This is a genomic window from Desulfamplus magnetovallimortis, from assembly GCF_900170035.1.
GTDB lineage: Bacteria > Desulfobacterota > Desulfobacteria > Desulfobacterales > Desulfobacteraceae > Desulfamplus > Desulfamplus magnetovallimortis.
This window is the reverse complement of sequence record NZ_LT828541.1, coordinates 334,254-353,924: the sequence shown is the minus strand read 5'-3', so window position 1 is coordinate 353,924 and position 19,671 is coordinate 334,254. Positions and strand designations below refer to the sequence as shown.

The following is a 19,671-nucleotide window of genomic DNA, read 5'->3' as shown; positions in this document are numbered from 1 at the left end:
AATCTATCTCAATTCACACTCGCCATATTGTAATTTTTAATTGACAATAGAAGTTATAAATGTGGTGATAATAGAGCAATTACAAATAAACAGTATTTGTTAAATCATTGGCATTTAGACAAAATTAACTTGAATTTGATTTTTAACTGTGATGATACCTGTTTTGGTTATTAATAATTTAAACGGCATGATTGTGTATCAATCACCCCCTACTATAAAAATGATAGTCATTTTCACGGTAAAGGAATTAAGCTATGACTGACACTTCGTTTGCTACATTGATAGATAAGGTGACAACAATAACGGAGGAAGAGTGCCATTTAGTACCTGACGACTGGATGCAGGGTCGAACTGTTTATGGAGGCTTACTTGTTGCAATGGTACTTAGGTCTATGAATAGACATGTGCCACAGGAAAGAAAGGTGCGTAGTTTGTTATTCTCTTTTATCGGGCCGTTGAAGGCTGAACCCTTTTTTATCAAAACCCAGATTTTACGTTCAGGTAAATCTGTTACGACAATTGAAGCCAAGGTTATCCAGAATGATGTAATTTGTTCTAACGCATTGGGAAGTTTTGGTGCTGACCGTGATTCAAAAATTCTTATAACACCAATGAAAAAATTAGAAATTAAAGACACCTCAAAGGCAATAAAATTACCATATATTGAAGGCTTAACACCTGCCTTTACACGCCATTTTGATTATCGATGGGCAATTGGAGATTACCTTTTTCTGGAAAAGGCGGTGATGAAATTGGAGGCTGGATAAGCTTTCGAGAAAAGATAGACTGCCTTACTGAAGAATGGCTCATTGCTTTGGCCGATGCTTGGCCCACCCCTGTGCTTTCAAAACTAAAAGAGCCGGCCATGGCAAGTACATTGACATGGGCATTAGAGTTTGTTCATTTAGATCGTATGACTTGTTTTGATAAGAAATGGTGGGGTTTCCACTGCATAGTTGATAGTGCAGAAAGAGGATACACTCACGAACGTAGCACTGTTTGGGATCCTGAAGGTCAATCTGTAATTTTCAGCCAGCAGACCACAGCTGTTTTTGCATAGTAGCCTTTTCCGGAAAGTGTAAATCTGCAAATTAAAGATATCGATTTTAGCATCTTTTGAGTTGATATGAAGGATGTCTTGATTTTGTTACTCAAAATAGACATCTTATTGCTTTTTCCGAAGTTATTGCAGTTGTCTGAACCAGGATAACCAGGATGGATAGGATGCTCAGGATAGATAATCTTGCCTTATCTTGTTAATCTTGGGAATCCTGATTCAGACAGTGTTAACAAGGCTTACAAGATCATAGGTGTCGATTTTGAATTTGTTATAATTTCACGATATATCAAAAATAAAGAAACGCGCTATTGCTTCAGGTGCTGAGATAAAAAAAAAGGAGAATCTGATGATTAAAATTCTGGAAAAAAAAGCATTAAGAGGAGCAAATATTTACAGCTACCGGCCGGTTGTTGTTATGACCATTGACCTTGGCAAGTATAATGAGGTCTTGACAACTGAACTTGGTGATTTTGTGGATAAGCTTGTTGAGATGATACCAAGCCTCAATGACCATCGCTGTTCCAAGGGTGTTGAGGGTGGCTTTATCATGCGTATGAGAGAAGGTACTCTTCTTGGGCATGTCATTGAGCATATTGCCCTGGAACTTCAATATATTGCATACATGGATGTGGGTTTTGGCAAGACAATTGAAACTGACACTGCTGGAAAATACAATGTTATTTTCAGTTACTGGGTGGAGGATGCAGGGATTTTTGCCGGTATAGAGGCTGTTGAGATCGTTAACTCTATTTTGGCTGGCGAAAATTATGACCTTGAAAGTACCATTTATGATTTAAAAGATATAAGGGATGATCACTATCTTGGACCATCCACCGCATCAATTGTGCAGGAGGCTGAAGCACGGGGGATATCTGTTCTGCGCCTTGATGATTACAATCTTGTGCAGCTTGGAGAGGGAAAATATCAGAAACGCATCCAGGCAGCAATGACATCCAATACAAGCCTTATCGGAGTTGAGACAGCAGGAAACAAGCGTCTGACCAAAATAATGCTTGAAGATGCCGGTATCCCAATACCCAAGGGAACTGTGGTAAGGAAGCTCTCAAGCGCCATTGAAGATGCAAATTGGCTTGGCTATCCGGTTGTCATTAAACCCCATGATGGTCATCATGGCAAAGGTGTTACAACCGATATCCAGAATGATACAGAACTTACAGAAGCCTTTGAGCGTGCAGTGGAGATAAGCGACAAGGTCATTGTTGAAAAATATCTAACCGGAAACGATTATCGCCTTCTGGTTGTTGGGGGCAAATTTGTTGCTGCTGCAAAACGCGCACCTGCTAAGGTTGTAGGTGATGGTGAACATAACATTGCAGAATTAATTGACATTGAAAACCAGAATCCTGATCGTGGTTTTGGTCATGAAAATGTTATGACCCGCCTGAAAGTCTCTTCTGTTACTGAGCATCTGCTGGAAAAATCCGGTTACACAATGGATACTGTGCTTAAAGAAGATGAAATTTTTTATCTTGAACTTACAGCCAATCTCTCCACAGGTGGCTCTGCTGAAGATGTTACAGATCATGTTCATAAGGCAAACCGTTTCATGGCAGAGAGGATTGCCAGGATAATCGGCCTTGATATTGCCGGCATTGATATGATGAGCCCCACCATAGAAAAGCCCATTGACAAGGTTGGCGGTGCTGTTATTGAGGTTAATGCAGCACCGGGTCTGAGGATGCATCTTGCTCCTGCAAAGGGAACACCAAGAAATGTTGCAGCCGACATAGTAGAGATGATGTTTCCGGAAGGGGCACAGCATGACATACCAATTGTTGCTGTTACAGGAACAAACGGCAAGACAACCACAGTCAGGATGGTTGCAAACATGCTCAAGGGAGTTGGCTATCAGGTGGGTATGACCACAACAGATGGCATATATCTAAAGGATCGCCTTATTGCAGTGGGGGACATGAGCGGGCCATATTCTGCAAAGGTGGTGCTGAGGGATCCCATGGTTGACTGCGCCGTGCTTGAAACTGCAAGAGGTGGCATTTTGCGGGAGGGCCTTGGATACAAGATGGCTGATGTGGGGGTTGTCCTCAATGTCCAGCCTGATCATCTTGGCCTTAAGGGAATTAATACGGTTGAAGATCTTGCAAGGGTAAAATCCGTTGTTGCCGAGACAGTCAGAAGAGGCGGTGTCACTGTTCTGAATGCAGATGATGAACATTGTGTCAGAATGGCGGAATTCTGCCGCGAAACATTGATCTATTTTTCCCTTCGTCCTTCAAATCCTGTTATCCAGCGCCATATTGATAATGAACATACCGCTGTTGTGTATGATCGCGGATATATTACAATAATTACAGGCGAGAGCGCAACACCTGTGGCAAGGGCTGTTGACATGCCCATAACCCTTGATGGCAAGGCTATGTTTAATATCCAGAATGCCCTTGCAACAGCGGCTGTGGGTTATGGAATGGGGCTAGATATCGAAAAGATACGCCAGGGACTTGTCTCATTTTTCCCGTCTCCATCCCAGACCCCGGGCCGCATGAATTTCTTCTCGGTCAATGATTTTGAAGTCATGCTTGACTATGCCCATAACCCGCCGGCCTATAAAAATATAATTGACCTGGTTTCCCGTTTAGGTCATAAACGCTATATTTTTGTGTTTGACGTGGTTGGGGATCGTCGTGATGAGGATTTGATGGAGATATGTCAGATGATCGCCTCAAAATGCCATTATGCAGTGGTCTATGAGGATAAAGATCTGCGTGGTAGAGCACCAGGGGAGCTTATGGATTTTGTGGAAAATGGCCTGATATCATCAGGTTTTGCTTCAGATGCCGTGAAAAAGATTGCAGATGAAACAGAAGCCATCGAATATGCTCTTTCCATTGCAGACACCAATGATCTTGTGTGCATCATGTCCGGAAGGGTTGACCAGGTTATCCAGCAGATTTACGGTTTTCAGGAAAAGGAAGCTGTTTAATTCAGTTTTTCATTATGGAGTTGTTTTACATGCGGAAAAGTCTTCTTATATTAATTGGTGGAGCCGAAGATCGAAAAGACGACAGAGTTGTTCTGAGGCACCTTGTAAAGCTTACACAAGCTGAAAATGTAGTCATTATTCCCACAGCTTCTGCATATCCACAGGATATTTACAGCAGTTATATTGATGTTTTCAGGGATTTTGGAGTACGCGATCTTCGCTGTCTTGATATTCGCTACAGAGAAGAGGCAGACAGCGAAGAGTATATTGGAGCTGTTGATGATGCAGATCTGGTCTATTTCAGTGGCGGAGATCAGGTGAAACTTGTCAGGACACTTAATCATACCCGTCTCATGGATCGCATTTCCCAAAGATTTGAAGAAGGATCTCTGCACATTGGCGGTACAAGTGCAGGAGCCACAGCAGCGGGGAATCCGATGATCTATAATGGAAACAGGAATGGCTTTCAAAAAGGCTCTGTAAAGTGTTCAGAAGGCTTTGCTTTTATAGATGATCTTGTGATAGACACCCATTTTTCAGCACGAAAAAGATTGGCAAGGCTGTCACAGTTTTTGGTGAGTGACAGATATACCAAGGGTATCGGCCTTGATGAGGATACCGGAATTGTTGTTTACCCCAATATGCATTTCAGGGTAATTGGCTCCGGTATGGTTACTGTGGTGAACAGTAGCAATGTGACCGGCTCAAATTATAAGAACATATCCAACGGGGATGCAATAAGGTTCAATAACATGAGGATTGGATGCCTGCCTGCCGGCACCCTTTTCAGTATTAAAAAATGGTCTGTTCTTAATCGTTCAAAGAGAAACAGCAACTATTTTGAAATGCCTGAGCTGGAGGCTGTTTTGGCATGATGTACGGTAATTTGGAAGAGAGTCCTATACTTTTTGAGGCTTTGGCCTGATGGGTGTTGGTAGTTTCCATTGGTAGCCTTCAAAGATAAGGAGAATATAATGGAGGAAGTGCAGCTTTTTAAGTTAGCCCTGAGTTGCTGCCCTCTCCAAAATTAAAATGCTAAAATATTTTTCTGTAAGTCTATAGCTTGGTTTTCAGGAAAAGGAAGCTGTTTGAAATTTTTGGTGAATAATATGGATAGGGTAGAACTTGAAGAAATTATCAAAAGAGGTGAAGACAGCCTGCATCAGTTCAAATCTGATGTAACCAGCGAAATTTCCATTGCGAGAGAGATGATTGCATTCAGCAATGCTCTTGGTGGAAAAATTATAATTGGTGTTTCTGATAATGGTTCGGTTTCAGGGCTTGCAAGGAGTGATATTGGCAGATTGAGCAATCTTGTTTCTAATGCAGCATCCCAGCATGTGAGACCTGCCATTAATCCTCTTACGGAAAATATCTCCCATGCTGATGGACTTGTAATGGTTGTGCATGTTTCTCCTGGAATATCAAAACCATACATGGACAAAGACGGAGTCGTCTGGATAAAAAGCGGGCCTGATAAGCGCAAGGCAACCTCAAGGGAAGAGATTCAGAGGATGTACCAGAGTTCTGGACTAATTCATGGTGATGCCGTTCTGGCCGGAGGCATGACAATAAAGGATTTGGATATAAGAGAGTTTGAGCGGTTTTATGAAAAACAATATGAAGAAACTCTAAATTTGCAGGAACTTCCTCTGGAACAGTTGATGGAAAACCTTAACCTGAGCAGGGATGGTTTTTTAAATGTTGCCGGTGCTCTTTTATTTGGAAAATATACGGCATTCCGTCTTCCTGCCTTTATTGTGAAATGTGTGGCATATCCGGGTAATGATATTCACCTTGATGATTATTATGACAGTCAGGATATATCAGGAGTTATCAGAACTGTTTTCGATGATACGGTTGCTTTTATATTAAGGCATCTAAGGAGAGTGCAGCAAAATCAGAATGTCAACTCCCTTGGCAAGCTGGAAATCCCCAAAATTGTAATTGAAGAGCTTGTGGCAAATGCCCTGATACACAGGGACTATTTTATTTCTGCTTCTGTCAGGATTTTTGTATTTTCAGACAGGATAGAGATCGTAAGTCCCGGGCATCTTCCCAATAATTTGACGATTGAAAATATCAAGCGTGGAAACTCAAACATAAGGAATCCAATTCTTGCCTCATTTGCCACAAAGCTTCTTCCATACAGAGGATTGGGAAATGGGATCATAAGGGCTGTTAAGGCATTTCCGGATATTGAGTTTGTTGATGACAGAGACGGTAATCTGTTTAAATGCATTATAAAAAGATGTCACAAGTTGCCGTATTGCTAACATACTGATAAAGGAGGACACCATGCAAACAGCAATAAGTAAACTTACAAAGAAATATCAAGCTACAGTACCCGAACCTGTGCGCACAAAACTAAAGCTTAATGCAGGGGACTCAATAACATTTGAAATTGACGATAATTCAATCAGGTTAAGAAAAGCCACACCTCTTGATCTTGAATACACATCTGCATTGATTCCTACTTTGAGCGAATGGGAATCACAAAATGATGAAGAGGCGTACAATGATTTATGAACCCGGATAAGCCTACGTTGATCTAAAAAATCGACTTTAAAATCAGTATGTTATGACCAGTATTTGTCAAAAAAACGGTTCGTATTTACACCACCTTTAACGGCGGGAACCCTTGAAAAATGGGGATTGACCTTCGTGAACAATGCTAATTTTTTGTGGTAAAAACCGCTTGTTGTCATAAAAAATAGCATATTATTTCAATGTGTTAAATCAGGTCAATACTTATAGATTTATCCGTAAAATACATGGTAAAGGTTGGTCGGACATTAATAAAAAAAGAGCTATTGGAGTTACGCAATGTAGCATTTTGGGGTGAGAGGTGTGACTTAATAATGCAGGGGGCGACATACGTCATGTATGCGTCCCCTGCATTTAATATTATATTTTTTTGTCAGGATATTGGAGTCTGATTATCCTGCAAATGATGCTTCATCAATTTCAATAGCAGCAGAGCTTGTGTTTTTAATTGCAATCAGGTTGCCCATTGTGATGGGAAGCTGGCACTCCACAAAAAACTGGAGAGATTTGAGCAGGCCATCATAGAAAGGCTGATCTTTCTTTTTGGCTTTTGCAAGTTTCTGGGCAGCAATGGTAGCTCTCCAAAGAAGCATCCATGCAAGAACCACATCACCTGTTGCATCCTGGAATGGATGGGCATTGGCAAATGCACTTAGTACCTTGGCAGACATTGCGGTCTGTCCCATGTGCAGGGCAACTTCACCAAGTTTGTTGATTGCCTTTTCAATTTTTTCTGTATATGCAGAAAGTTCTTCAATCTCTTTTGCTGCGGCAAGGGTCTTCTGCATTTCACCAAAGAGATCCATGACAGGTTTACCCTTGTTCATGCCAAGTTTTCTACCCAAAAGATCCATGGCCTGAATGCCGTTTGTACCTTCATAGATCAATGTGATACGGCAATCCCTTAAAAGCTGTGCCATTGGGTACTCTTCAATGAATCCATATCCGCCATATACCTGCATACCCTGGCTGCACACCTCAAATGCTCTGTCTGTTACATATCCCTTGGCAATTGGGGTCAGAACCTCAACAAGACCCTGGTATTTTGCACGCTCCTCTTCTGTCTCTCCGATAACTGCCATGTCAGCACAGTAGTTGACATAGTAGAGAATACTTCTCATGCCTTCCACAAATACCTTCATTTTAAGCAATTGGCGTCTCACATCCGGGTGATTTATGATGGTGACAGCCTTGGCATCAGGGTTCATCATATCCATAAGGTTCTTACCCTGAACCCTCTGTTTTGCATAGTTGACAGCATACTGATATGATGCTGTGGCACATGCAAAGCCCTGGTATCCAACCAGAAGGCGGGCTTCATTCATCATGACGAACATTGCTTTCATGCCCTTGTTCTCTTCGCCAAGAAGTGTGCCGATGCAGTTGCCGTTGCTGCCAAGGGCAAGGGAGCATGTGCTGTTAGCATGAATTCCCATTTTGTGCTCTATACCGGTGCAGATGACATCATTGAACTCTCCCAGGCTTCCGTCCTCATTTACTCTGAATTTGGGAACCAGAAACAGAGAAATTCCCTTTGTGCCTTCAGGGGCGCCTTCAATACGTGCCAGAACCGGATGGATGATATTTTCTGTAAGATCATGTTCTCCACCGGAAATGAATATCTTCTCACCTGTAATTGAGTATGTTCCGTCATCATTTTTCTTTGCTGTTGTTGTAAGGGCACCGACATCTGAACCAGCTCCTGGCTCGGTTAAAAGCATTGTGCCTGCCCATTTTCCTGAATACATGTTTTTGAGGAAAATTCTTTTCTGCTCGTCTGTTCCAAACTCGTCAACAAGCTTTCCAGCACCGTGGGTAAGCCCGGGATACATCATAAAGGGGTAGTTTGCACCATTAAAATACTCCATTGCAGCAGATGCTACGGTTCTTGGCATACCCTGTCCACCCCATTCGGGATTTTCAGTCATGGCAAGCCACTCACCTTCATTGAATATTTCATAAAGTCTTTTGAATGATTCAGGAGTTGTAACTTTGCCATTTTCAAGTTTGCAGCCCTGTTCATCACCTTCTTTCTGGGTGGGCAGGATCTCTTTTACAGCAAGGTTTCTTGCCTCAGATACAATAAGGTCAATGGTCTTTTTGTTGAATTCAGCAAAATCATCGTGTTTTTTTGAAAGTGACTCTGCGTCAAGCATCTCGTGCAGCAAAAAATCAATGTCTCTTCTGTCGGAAATAAACTGTGCCATTTTTTTAACCCCTTTTTTAAATGAATTAGAGTTTTAACCCTTTATGCCATCGGAAAGATGATTGAATGTTTCCTCATGAATTTTTTAGGCGCTTCAATGAGGTGCTTAATGACATTTAAAGGTGAAATCATACTTTAATTTTTTATCAGTATTTTGTCATTAATTAAAATAAATAACTGATATATCTATGTTATATATAAAATTTAAGTTTTCTGACCTGTTTTTTTATGACAGCCTTTAAATCAGAATAACTGCTATATAACTGCTGTGATCAGTTGAAATCAAAAATGAATATATATTCATTACACTATCACACAGGATAGTCAATAATAATTTTAATTTTTAATGAATTTTTTTGCGGATATTCTTTTTTTTTGATATCTTGTCACATTTATCAGCCATACTTGAATCTAAACAATTTTTTATCCTAAGGAGGGTGTTATGCAGTTCATTGTAACAGGATATGACGGAACCGATGATGGAGCGCTGGAACGAAGAATGAATGTCAGGGAAGCTCATCTGAATATGGCTTCAGAAATGCATGAGAGTGGAAAGTGGCTTTATGCTGCTGCAATCCTCAATGACGAGGGTAAAATGTGCGGCTCAATGATTGTTTGCGATTTTGATTCCCGTGAAGCCCTTGAAAGTGAATGGCTCAACAGAGAACCTTATGTTACAGGGGATGTGTGGAAAACAATTGAGATCAGACAGGCAATGGTGGCTCCATTTTGTGCACCAGGCAGTAAATAGGAAAAAAAGAAGATTTGAGAGAAGAAAATTTCTCATCACCTGATCTTTTTCTCGTAAGTCATAAGTTCTCTTAATGGAGACCACAGATAGTATTTTTCAGAGAATTGAAAGAACAATATGTGGTGGTTGATTTGAGAAGTTAGGACTCTTGAGATCTTTTTAAACAGGGAGTTTTTATGGAAAACAATGATATATTGCGCCGTTTCCGTTACGCACTGGATATACCTGACACCACCATGGTAAAAATTTTCAGTATGGCCGGTTGCAATATGGCTGAAGAGCAGTTGCGTCATCTTTTGAAAAAAGAGGGTGATGATGGATATGTGCAGTGTGGAGATGATCTTCTGGAGCTGTTTCTTGATGCGCTGATTGTCTATAACAGAGGTCAGAAAGCTGAAGAGTCTGCCGGTTCATCTTTTCAGAGCAGTAAATCAGGTCATAATTCAGGTGGTGGAAAAACCTTTCAACTTACCAATAATATGATTTTGAAAAAACTAAGGATTGCGCTGGAACTGCAACAGGATAGTATGCTTGATATTTTCAGACTTGGCGGAGTTAACATGTCAAAAGGTGAATTGACAGCTATTTTCAGAAAAGATGGGCATAAAAACTATAAGGTATGCGGTGACCAGTATCTTAAAAAATTTTTGAACGGGCTTGGGGTAAGGCATAGGATGTAATCAGTTTGCCCGAAAGACAAATTATCTGTGTTCTTTCAAGGTTTGATTGTCGGGTAGAAAATGCCTTGAATCTTTGAAAAGCCTTAAAAGTCACCCGACAATTTAAACTTGAAGAAGCACTATGGAATATAAAATGACAAATATATCAGGATCACTTTCCTTTTCTCCGGATTGCCTTCCACTTCTTGTGGGAAGTCTTCCAATTGAAGACCATGATGAAGCCACACGTCTAATGCTTGAATATACGCCGGAAATCCCGTTGTGGATTCAGTTGCCGATATACAGGGAAGAGGGGATGTTATACCAGTTTCTGCCCGGGATGCCCGGGTTGAAACGCAGGGGAGACGATTTTTTTATTGATACACAATCCAGCAGTTTTGAGGATGAACTTCTTGCTTTTTATGAAGATTATATGGCCTTTTATGATGCACTTCAAGATTATAATTTGGACAGTGAATGCCGATTTGCCCTCACTGACACAACTGCTCGGGGTTTTTCATCATTTATGAAGATAATCAGTAAACTGCCCAATGTTCCTGTTTCACTTAAAGGGCAGGTTACAGGCCCGATTACAATGGGTATTGGGGTAAAGGATGAAGCAGGAAAACTTCTTTTTTATGATGAGCGCCTTCGGGATGTGGTGATAAAACAGGTTGCCATGAATGCGGCATGGCAGGTACGAACTCTTTTGGCATTGAAGAGCCGGCAAAAGCCAATAATATTTTTTGATGAGCCAGGGGTGGTGGGCTTTGGCTCCTCAACCTATATCAGTATCAGCCGTGAGCAGATTGTAGAATCTCTGGGTGAATGCATTGATGCAGTACATGCAGCAGGCGGCATTGCCGGCATTCACATATGTGCAAACGGAGACTGGTCACTTGCCTTTGAATCCGGAACTGATATCATAAATTTTGATGCCTGGTCATTTTTTGACAGGGTTATTCTATACAGGGACCATTTAAAGGATTTTATTCTTCGTGGAGGGATTCTGGCATGGGGTATTGTGCCCACATCAAGCCCTGAGCACATTGAGGCTGCCTCTTCTGAAAAGCTATTTGAAATGTGGCAAGGAGAGCTTGAACAGATAAAAGCACTGGGAATAGATGAAAGAAAAATATTGTCACAAACACTTATTACACCAAGCTGTGGTACCGGCTCCCTTGACCCTGCACATGCCTTAAAGGTTCTGGAGCTTGTCAGGGATCTCTCCTGTGCCATACGAAAACACTATTGCCTATAATGAAAAGTTGTTATGACACCAGCAGTTAAGTTTGCAAAAAAAGCAAAAATTCCGTTTGAAATTCACAAGTACAGCCATGACCCTTCATCCGGAGCCTATGGCCTGGAAGCAGCTCAAAAAATGGGAGTGGATCAATCAAGGGTATTTAAAACCCTTGTGGTTAACTTTGATGGCCAACGCCTTGCTGTGGGTATTGTACCTGTGTCGTTAAAGCTTGACATGAAACTCATGGCAAAAGCAGCAGGGGCTAAAAAGGCTGTGATGGCAGACGGGGCAGACGTGGAACGTTCAACAGGTTATGTATTGGGCGGAGTCAGTCCCCTTGGCCAGAAGAGAAGGCTTTTAACCATACTTGATATTTCCGCAAAGGAATTTCCGACAATATATGTAAGTGCCGGCCGAAGAGGGCTTGAGATTGAGCTTGATCCGGAAGATTTAATAAGGCTTGTCAATGGAGAATATGCAGCAATATGCCAATAATGCCTCTTCAGGTTTCAACTATCATGTTGTTTTTATAACCAACATGGCGGTTCACCGTCACAATCGAAGTGTTGAAAGTCTTTATAAAAACAGCCATTTGCGGGGACTTTCATATAAATGAGTTATATTAGATCTGTTGTTTTGAGTTTTATAGCACCCTTTTTTTTTAGTTTTATTATGGTTTCAGTTGTATATTCTCTTTTCTTTTTTCTTGTTCTTGACCGCTTGTTTCCTCTTTTTCTTGAAAACAGACCTATTTCAACAGTTGTGACCGCATCAGATGGAACACCTTTGCGGGCTTTTGCCGATGAAAGAGGAATCTGGCGTTATCCTGCATCAATTGATCAGGTCTCTCCTTTATATATCCAGGCCCTTCTTAATTATGAGGATCGCTGGTTTTACTATCATCCCGGGTTTAATCCATTATCAGTCATAAGAGCTGCAATCCAGAATAGTAGAGCAGGAAGAGTTGTCTCCGGGGGCTCAACACTTACAATGCAGGTTGCACGGATTTTTTTCATCAATGATTTTAACATACAAGAAAATGGAAAAGGTTTAAGAGTCAAACTGTTGCAGCTTTTCAGGGCACTGCAGCTTGAATTGCATTTTACAAAAAAAGAGATTTTAAATCTCTACCTTACCCATGCACCCTTTGGTTCCAATATTGAAGGGATTAAAACAGCAGCATATACATGGCTTGGAAAAGATGCCTTAGAGCTTTCCCATGCAGAGGCTGCTCTTCTTGCAGTTCTGCCCCAGGCCCCAAGTTATTACAGGCCTGATCGCCATCCGGAACGGGCAAAAAATGCCCGTGATAAGGTTCTTGACAGGCTTGAAAAGATCAAAGTCTGGTCAGCCGCAACAGTTGCTGACGCAAAAAGAGAACCTGTGGTTGCCTTAAGATTCACTCCTCCAGTAATTGCTCCCCTTGCCGCCCGCAGGCTCCATTTTCAGGATGCTGGTGAGTCTTTGATTCGTACTACCCTTGATTTTGATCTTCAGGTGCATATTGAAGAAATTGTAAAAAATTACGTCTCTTCAATGCCTGCTCAGTCCGGTGCAGCCCTTGTGGTTGACTGCAAAAGCATGGAGGTCATGGTATATGTGGGTTCTGCGGATTTTACAAGCATTGAGAGAAAAGGGCATGTTGATATGATCCAGGCCATTCGCTCCCCAGGTTCTACCCTTAAACCATTTCTCTATGGCGCAGCCATTGATGATGGATTGATACATTCTCATTCACTTCTTCTGGATACACCACGTTTTAATGCTGCCTATGAACCGGAAAATTTCACAGGAGAGTTTATGGGACCTGTAACTGTTACTGAGGCTTTGAGGCACTCTTTGAATGTACCTGCTGTCCAGGTGCTTGAAGCCTATGGTCCCCATCATTTCCACGATAGACTTAAAAATGGAGGTGCAACCCTTGAGTTTCAGGGTAGGCCAAATCTTAGTATTATATTGGGGGGGGCAGGTACAAATCTTGAGTCCCTTGTCACTCTTTACACAGCTTTTGTAAGGGATGGAGTTGCATCAAAAGCTGTAATGAAAATTGATTCTACATCAGGAAGAGATGAAAAATCAGAAAACAGTCGCTATCTTCTCTCCCCCGGGGCTGCATGGGTTATAAAAGATATTTTGACCCAGCCTTTCCCTGGATATGAAGGGATAGACCAACTTGCAGGGCATGTACCTGTGGCATGGAAAACCGGTACAAGCTATGGTTTCAGGGATGCCTGGGCTGTGGGAATCATGGGGGAATATATTGCAGGGGTATGGGTCGGCAGGCCGGATGGAACACCTGTGCCCGGGCAATATGGTGCAGTTACTGCACTGCCTCTTCTGAAGAGGATTGTTGACTCTCTGCCCCAGTCGGATTTTTGTAAAAAAATGCCTGACAGCGTAAAAAAAGAGACCATTTGCTGGCCCCTTGGCAATGCATTTAAGCCTCATATGTCGCACTGTGGCTCTACAAGGTCAATTCCTACGTCATCCCATTCATTTAAGCCTCATATGTCGCACTGTGGGGTAAACTGTCTTAAAAAATATGAAGCCTGGATAGTGGAGGGAAAGGTTCCTGTTACCTTGATAGACAAAACTTCCGGAAAAGGCTCTCTGTTGAAAACAATGTGGGTCAACAGCCGTGGTGAAAGGGCGCAGCCGTCATGCAACGGTGTCAAAATGATTTCTGTAGCTTTATGGCCCGAGAGCGTGGATGCATGGCTGCCGTCAGAGTGGAAAAACAGAAACAGAATTCCGCCTCCTTCACCGGATTGTCCTGATCTTGCTTCATTTTCTTCAGGTGCTCTTCAGATAGCATCTGTGGGTGATGAGAGTGTGATTTTATGCCCACCTGGAGAGGATGCTGAGTCATCATCCATTCCCCTTACAACTATTGGGGGATGGGGAAAGATACACTGGTTTCTCAACAGGGAGAGTGTGGCAACTTCCCATAAAAATGGAACAGTCATATTGCCAATGCCAAAGCCCGGTCGCTATCAGCTTGTGGCAGCAGATGATTCAGGAGAGAGTGATATGGTGATGTTTTCTGTCATTTCAGGAAGGTAAATTTATCAGCCATGAATGTTTTATATGAAAGTCTCTGTAACAGCCTGTTTTAAAAACGACTTTCACTCCTTAGATTGTGGCAGGTATCCGCCATGTACGTTTTATATGAAAGTCTCAATAAATAGCTGTTTTTAAAACGACTTTCATTTCTTCGATTGTGGCGGACATCCGCCATGTACGTTATATGAAAGTCTTGGTAACAGCCTGTTTTGAAAATGACTTTCATCCCTTCGATTGTGGCGGTAATCCGCCATGTACGTTATATCAGTTCAATCAATCTTGACATTGCCGACACTTCATCAAGCTCTGCAACTTCCCTTCTTATGGATATAATCTTGTCATACTCATCCTGATCCATGAGAAGCGCTTCTTTTCTGGTACCTGACTGATGGATATTGATGGCAGGCCATACCCTATGTTCAGCACACTCCCGACTGAGCACCAGATCCATGTTGCCTGTGCCCTTGAACTCCTGGTAGATAATGTCATCCATCCTGCTTCCCGTGTCAATAAGAATCGTTGCAATTATGGTAAGAGAACCACCATTTTCAACTTTTCGGGCAGCACCGAAAATTTTTCGCGGAATTTCCATTGCATTAATACCAAGTCCTCCTGTCATGGTGCGGCCGTGGCTTTGGGTTTCCGAGTTAAAGGCACGGGTCATTCTTGTGAGGGAATCAATGAAAATCACAGCGTTGCGACCAGCCTCAGCACAGCATATGGCGCTGTGCATTGCAAGCCTTGTCATTCTCATATGTTGGGCGATCTGCTGGTCAGATGACGAAAATAGCACCTGTGCACCTTTAAGTCCTCTCTGGAAGTCAGTAACCTCTTCAGGACGCTCATCAACAAGCAGAACAAAGACATCTGTATCAGAATGATTTGTAAGAACGGAGTTGGCCATATGTCTAAGTATGGTGGTTTTCCCTGATTTAGGTGGAGAAATAATCAATCCACGCTGTCCCATTCCAATGGGTATAATCATATCAAGAGCTTTGCCCATGGTGTCAGTGGAATCCTGAGTCAGTTGAAATCTTTCAAACGGGTTTATACTGATCTGATCCTGCAATATTGTTGTTTTGCTGAACTCATCAAAAGAAAGGGAGTTAATTGTTTCAATTGCAGTAAGTGCAAAATTTTTGTTGTTTGGATTTTTTTTTGCTCCTGACCCTGCAATAAAGCTTCCTTCTCTAAGACGGTATTTTTTTATCAGATGGTTTGAAACATAGGTGTCGGTTGCGTCAGGAGTGTAATTTTGATCAATATTCCTCAGAAAACCATAGCCTTTGTCCATTATTTCAAGATGTCCCTGGACAGGTGTCATAAATATATTCCTTATTGTTTTGAGTGAACCCTTTTTAGAATATCCGGCGTAAATTGTAGCTATGAAATCTCACCCCCCAGCCCTCTCTCACAGACTTTCGAGGGGGAGAATAGTTCAAAAAGGGTACAATCTATTGTTTTGTACAACAGCTTTGCATTATGTTGAAAAAGATTGGAGCAGTTTGCGTGATGTCACCGAAAAAAATATAAAGAGGATTACAGAACGTTTGCCTATAAGGGCATTGGCTCAGAAAGTGTATAGGAGAGAACTAAAGCATTTTACCGTGGAAATGGATACATTATTTTCATTCTCGGGGGTGGCGAAACGTCTGCCATGTCCGTTTACCGTGAAAATACCCCTCATCATTTTCATAATCGGGGGCGGCCGAAATTCGGCTATGGGTGTTTACCGTGAAAATGACTATCATTTTTATGGTTGGGGGTGATTGAGATGCTCAGAAACAGGCTTTTTTTTATATGAAAGTCTCGGTAACAGCCTGTTTCTAAAACGACTTTCATCCTTTCGATTGTGGCGGTGATCAGCCATGTACGTTATATAAATTTCATAAAGTTTTTGGGGTGTCAATGATTTTTGGATATCATGAGTTTTTTTTGCAGTTCAATATAACGGCCATGGCAAAACCATTTTGTCACAACGAAGCATGAAAGCCCTGAAAAAAAATCTTGAAATACGGGCACTTTCTTATAAAAAAACGACCATGGCAGATTCATCTGTCATGGCCGTTATAAGAGAGATAAATTGATTTAAAAAAACAGGTCGTTAAGGGGCATGGTTCATTTCCCAGTTTACACTTTCCGGAGAGAAAACTCTGGGTAGCGGGAATCTCTCACAAAAAAGTGTAAAATACCTTTGGAGTCATATGAAGGATGCCCGTTAAAGAATTGATTTTTTATACAAGTCCCTGATCAAGCATGGCGTCAGCAACCTTTACAAATCCTGCAATGTTGGCACCATTAACATAATTGCCTGGTGTGCCATACTCCTCGGCTGCGTCAATACATGCTCTGTGGATTCTTCTCATGATCTGCTGGAGTCTGTTGTCAACCTCTTCACGTGACCACTTAATCCTCATGCTGTTCTGACTCATCTCAAGGCCAGATACAGATACCCCGCCGGCATTGGCGGCTTTTCCAGGTCCGTAAAGGATCTTTTTATCAATAAAAAGATCAACTCCATCAGGCATGGTGGGCATGTTTGCGCCTTCGCTGACAACATAGACACCATTTTTAATAAGGTTTTCAGCATCCTTGAGGTTGATTTCGTTCTGGGTGGCAGAAGGAAATGCACAATCAGCCTTGTGATCCCAGATGGGGTTATAATCAAGCGATGAATCTAAAGGCGTGTAAACAGCGTCAGGATATTTATCCGTATATTCGCTTATTCTTCCGCGTTTGATATTTTTGATCATCATGATATATTTGAGTTTTTCACGGGTTATGCCTGCTTCGTCATAGATATATCCTGACGAATCTGAAAATGTTATTACCTTTCCACCAAGTTCAAGTATTTTTTCTGCTGTGAACTGGGCTACATTACCGGAACCGGAGATTATGCAGGTTTTCTCCTTAAGGGTTTCGTTGCGTGTTGCAAGCATTTCTGATGCAAAATAGACAGAACCATATCCTGTTGCTTCCGGCCGGATAAGGCTTCCGCCCCAGTTTAGGCTTTTGCCTGTAAGAACCCCTGTAAACTCGTTTCTGATTCTTTTGTATGTGCCGAAGAGGTAACCGATCTCCCGTCCGCCAACACCTATATCGCCGGCAGGGACATCTGTGTTATGTCCTATGTGCCGCTGGAGTTCCAGCATGAAACTTTGACAGAAGCGCATTACTTCAGCGTCTGATTTGCCTTTGGGGTCAAAGTCTGAACCACCTTTGCCGCCACCCATTGGGAGAGTTGTCAGCGCATTTTTAAAGACTTGTTCAAAGGCCAGGAATTTAAGAATTGAAAGGGTAACTGATGGATGAAATCTCAATCCCCCCTTGTAGGGGCCTATGGCACTGTTCATTTCGATTCTGAAGCCTCGATTGACGTGGATATCTCCTCTGTCATCCATCCAGGGAACCCTGAATGTAATTATACGTTCGGGCTCTGCAATCCTTTCAAGGATACTTGCTTTCCTGTATTCAGGATTTCTGTCCAGTACGATTTTAACTGACTCAAATACCTCATGAACAGCCTGTAAAAATTCTTTTTCGTTCGGGTCTCTGCTGGCAATTTTGTCATATGAATTACTCATTGCATTCTCTCTCCTGTTTTAATTTAAAAACATCGGTGTTGAGTGTTGGGCGTTATATTGCGCCTTCAAGGCAGGTGGCATGATTAAAACATGCTGAATGTTAACAGTCAAATGAAAATAAATCATATAAGTGTCAAAAAAAATCATGCAAAGAGACCCCTGGGTTGCCTGTTTTTAGAAAGATTTTCATTCATTTGCCTGTTTACAAATCAAATTTAAAAATGGATTTGAAGCTTTCGGTCATTGAGATAGGTCAGGTTTGCTTTGAGATATCGTTTTTTTTCATCTTATAGCGAAGAACACGCTCGCTTATTCCAAGGATATCCGCGGCTTTTGTCTGCACCCAGCCAGTTTTCTCAAGGGCTGAGATTATCATTTCCCGCTCCACATCTGCAAGGCGCTCTTCAAGGTTACCGACATCACCTACAGCCTTGTGGCGTCTTACTTCTTCAGGAAGGTCCCTTGCCTGTATTACGGTTGTTCTTGCAAATGTAACTGTTCGTTGCACTATGTGTTCAAGTTCCCGTACATTTCCTGGAAATGGGTATTTGATGAGAGCGTCAACGGCATCCGGAGAGAAAGAGAATTTGTTTTTGCTGTATTTTTCAAGGAAAAGGTCAAGCAGTATGGGAATATCGGTTTTTCTTTCCCGAAGGGGTGGAATATGTATCTCAAGAACGTTGATTCTGTAATAAAGATCTTCCCTGAAATCCCCTTTTTCAACCATCTGCCTTAGATCCCTGTTGGTTGCTGAAATGAGACGGACATCAACCGGAATATCATGTTCACTTCCGATTTTTTTTACTTTCTGCTCCTGAATGGTTCGGAGAAGTTTTGGCTGGAGTGCAAGGGGAAGTTCTCCTATTTCATCCATAAAAAGTGTGCCCCCATGGGCTGTTTCAAAGCATCCGCGTCGATTATTTGAAGCACCTGTAAAAGCTCCTTTAATGTGGCCAAAAAGCTCGCTTTCAAACAGGTTTTCAGGAATTGCTGCGCAGTTTATATCAATGAATGGTTCTTTGTCTCTGTTACCTGTCAGGTGAATCAGCCTTGAGATCACCTCCTTGCCTGTGCCTGTTTCACCATAGACGAGAACAGGCCAATCCTGTTGTGCCACCCTTGATACAAGGGATAAAACCTCTTTCATGCTGCTGCTTTGTGCAACAAGTTTCAAGGGAAGCTCTTTTTGCTCAAGTTCCTGCTGTAGCTGCTGCACATCTTCTTCCCTGCACATAGTTGCTTCTATATCCTGGATTCGTTCCATAAGAATGGACAGATCCAAAGGTTTTTCAAGAAATTCCACAGCACCAAGCTTCATGGTTGTGATAACTGTATTGATGTCTCCAAAGGCAGTGATCATTATGACATGTACCATGGGATTGATGGTCTTCATCTTTTCAAGGAGTGTAACTCCTGTCATGCCTGGCATACGATTATCAAGCAGGGCAAGATCAACAGGTGTTGTCCTGAATATTGCAAGGGCTTTTTCGCCATTGGATGCTGTCAGGGTGCGATATCCCTGATTATCAAGAAATCCTTGGAGCATTTCCCTCTGTGTGTCGTCATCGTCAACAATCATAATTTGCATATTTTCAC

The 19,671-nt window shown here is 42.0% G+C and carries 15 protein-coding genes; 11 read left to right on the top strand and 4 right to left on the bottom strand.

Features of this window, described 5'->3' with window-relative positions; genetic code table 11:
- Window positions 1–254 precede the first annotated feature (254 nt).
- From MTBBW1_RS05660 to MTBBW1_RS05635, 6 genes are all read left to right on the top strand, one after another.
- Window positions 255–767 carry a thioesterase family protein gene (locus tag MTBBW1_RS05660; RefSeq protein WP_080800433.1) on the top strand — a complete coding sequence of 171 codons (513 nt, stop codon included), beginning with the start codon at window positions 255–257 and terminating at the stop codon, window positions 765–767.
- The gene (locus MTBBW1_RS05655; protein ID WP_080800430.1) at window positions 707–1,060 is read left to right on the top strand and encodes a thioesterase family protein; all 354 of its coding nucleotides are present in this window, start codon (window positions 707–709) and stop codon (window positions 1,058–1,060) included. Before MTBBW1_RS05660 ends, MTBBW1_RS05655 begins: the two co-directional genes overlap by 61 nt.
- A gap of 346 nt (window positions 1,061–1,406) precedes the next feature.
- Window positions 1,407–4,019: a cyanophycin synthetase gene (gene cphA / locus MTBBW1_RS05650; RefSeq protein WP_087881718.1), complete on the top strand. Its 2,613-nt coding sequence runs from the start codon at window positions 1,407–1,409 to the stop codon at window positions 4,017–4,019.
- A gap of 29 nt (window positions 4,020–4,048) precedes the next feature.
- The gene (locus tag MTBBW1_RS05645) at window positions 4,049–4,894 is read left to right on the top strand and encodes a cyanophycinase (protein ID WP_186441101.1); all 846 of its coding nucleotides are present in this window, start codon (window positions 4,049–4,051) and stop codon (window positions 4,892–4,894) included.
- Between the two features lie 234 nt (window positions 4,895–5,128).
- Window positions 5,129–6,295: an RNA-binding domain-containing protein gene (locus MTBBW1_RS05640; RefSeq protein WP_080801105.1), complete on the top strand. Its 1,167-nt coding sequence runs from the start codon at window positions 5,129–5,131 to the stop codon at window positions 6,293–6,295.
- Window positions 6,296–6,317: 22 nt separating this feature from the next.
- Window positions 6,318–6,548, top strand: a complete 231-nt coding sequence (locus MTBBW1_RS05635) for an AbrB/MazE/SpoVT family DNA-binding domain-containing protein (protein ID WP_080800424.1) — start codon at window positions 6,318–6,320, stop codon at window positions 6,546–6,548.
- A gap of 410 nt (window positions 6,549–6,958) precedes the next feature.
- Here the strand turns inward: MTBBW1_RS05635 and MTBBW1_RS05630 are convergent, their stop codons facing one another.
- The gene (locus MTBBW1_RS05630) at window positions 6,959–8,773 is read right to left on the bottom strand and encodes an acyl-CoA dehydrogenase (RefSeq protein ID WP_080800421.1); all 1,815 of its coding nucleotides are present in this window, start codon (window positions 8,771–8,773) and stop codon (window positions 6,959–6,961) included.
- A gap of 441 nt (window positions 8,774–9,214) precedes the next feature.
- On the opposite strand from MTBBW1_RS05630, the gene MTBBW1_RS05625 reads away from it, so the two are divergent.
- From MTBBW1_RS05625 to pbpC, 5 genes are all read left to right on the top strand, one after another.
- The gene (locus tag MTBBW1_RS05625; RefSeq protein ID WP_080800419.1) at window positions 9,215–9,523 is read left to right on the top strand and encodes a YciI family protein; all 309 of its coding nucleotides are present in this window, start codon (window positions 9,215–9,217) and stop codon (window positions 9,521–9,523) included.
- Between the two features lie 176 nt (window positions 9,524–9,699).
- On the top strand, window positions 9,700–10,203 hold the full coding sequence (locus tag MTBBW1_RS05620; protein ID WP_080800417.1) for a YehS family protein: 504 nt from the start codon (window positions 9,700–9,702) through the stop codon (window positions 10,201–10,203).
- Window positions 10,204–10,336: 133 nt separating this feature from the next.
- Window positions 10,337–11,443, top strand: coding sequence for a uroporphyrinogen decarboxylase/cobalamine-independent methonine synthase family protein (locus MTBBW1_RS05615; protein ID WP_080800415.1), 1,107 nt, complete (start codon window positions 10,337–10,339; stop codon window positions 11,441–11,443).
- A 12-nt stretch (window positions 11,444–11,455) separates the two neighbouring features.
- A complete protein-coding gene (gene ybaK, locus MTBBW1_RS05610; protein WP_080800412.1) occupies window positions 11,456–11,923 on the top strand; it encodes a Cys-tRNA(Pro) deacylase in 468 nt (155 codons plus the stop codon).
- Window positions 11,924–12,040: 117 nt separating this feature from the next.
- Entirely contained in the window at window positions 12,041–14,491 is a 2,451-nt protein-coding gene (gene pbpC, locus MTBBW1_RS05605; protein WP_080800410.1) for a penicillin-binding protein 1C, read from the top strand.
- A gap of 259 nt (window positions 14,492–14,750) precedes the next feature.
- Here pbpC and rho read toward each other — a convergent pair whose 3' ends face one another.
- The 3 genes from rho to MTBBW1_RS05585 form a co-directional block, all read right to left on the bottom strand.
- Entirely contained in the window at window positions 14,751–15,815 is a 1,065-nt protein-coding gene (gene rho, locus MTBBW1_RS05600; protein ID WP_080800407.1) for a transcription termination factor Rho, read from the bottom strand.
- 910 nt (window positions 15,816–16,725) lie between these two features.
- Entirely contained in the window at window positions 16,726–18,075 is a 1,350-nt protein-coding gene (gdhA, locus tag MTBBW1_RS05590; protein WP_080800402.1) for an NADP-specific glutamate dehydrogenase, read from the bottom strand.
- 253 nt (window positions 18,076–18,328) lie between these two features.
- Entirely contained in the window at window positions 18,329–19,663 is a 1,335-nt protein-coding gene (locus MTBBW1_RS05585; RefSeq protein ID WP_080800399.1) for a sigma-54-dependent transcriptional regulator, read from the bottom strand.
- Window positions 19,664–19,671: the final 8 nt, after the last annotated feature.

Excerpts from the sequence above, each read along its gene's own strand:
- MTBBW1_RS05660 (WP_080800433.1), top strand. The coding sequence starts at position 255 with ATGACTGACACTTCGTTTGCTACATTGATAGATAAGGTGACAACAATA.
- MTBBW1_RS05655 (WP_080800430.1), top strand. The coding sequence starts at position 707 with ATGGGCAATTGGAGATTACCTTTTTCTGGAAAAGGCGGTGATGAAATT.
- cphA (WP_087881718.1), top strand. The coding sequence starts at position 1,407 with ATGATTAAAATTCTGGAAAAAAAAGCATTAAGAGGAGCAAATATTTAC.
- MTBBW1_RS05645 (WP_186441101.1), top strand. The coding sequence starts at position 4,049 with ATGCGGAAAAGTCTTCTTATATTAATTGGTGGAGCCGAAGATCGAAAA.
- MTBBW1_RS05640 (WP_080801105.1), top strand. The coding sequence starts at position 5,129 with ATGGATAGGGTAGAACTTGAAGAAATTATCAAAAGAGGTGAAGACAGC.
- MTBBW1_RS05635 (WP_080800424.1), top strand. The coding sequence starts at position 6,318 with ATGCAAACAGCAATAAGTAAACTTACAAAGAAATATCAAGCTACAGTA.
- MTBBW1_RS05630 (WP_080800421.1), bottom strand. The coding sequence starts at position 8,773 with ATGGCACAGTTTATTTCCGACAGAAGAGACATTGATTTTTTGCTGCAC.
- MTBBW1_RS05625 (WP_080800419.1), top strand. The coding sequence starts at position 9,215 with ATGCAGTTCATTGTAACAGGATATGACGGAACCGATGATGGAGCGCTG.
- MTBBW1_RS05620 (WP_080800417.1), top strand. The coding sequence starts at position 9,700 with ATGGAAAACAATGATATATTGCGCCGTTTCCGTTACGCACTGGATATA.
- MTBBW1_RS05615 (WP_080800415.1), top strand. The coding sequence starts at position 10,337 with ATGACAAATATATCAGGATCACTTTCCTTTTCTCCGGATTGCCTTCCA.
- ybaK (WP_080800412.1), top strand. The coding sequence starts at position 11,456 with ATGACACCAGCAGTTAAGTTTGCAAAAAAAGCAAAAATTCCGTTTGAA.
- pbpC (WP_080800410.1), top strand. The coding sequence starts at position 12,041 with ATGAGTTATATTAGATCTGTTGTTTTGAGTTTTATAGCACCCTTTTTT.
- rho (WP_080800407.1), bottom strand. The coding sequence starts at position 15,815 with ATGACACCTGTCCAGGGACATCTTGAAATAATGGACAAAGGCTATGGT.
- gdhA (WP_080800402.1), bottom strand. The coding sequence starts at position 18,075 with ATGAGTAATTCATATGACAAAATTGCCAGCAGAGACCCGAACGAAAAA.
- MTBBW1_RS05585 (WP_080800399.1), bottom strand. The coding sequence starts at position 19,663 with ATGCAAATTATGATTGTTGACGATGACGACACACAGAGGGAAATGCTC.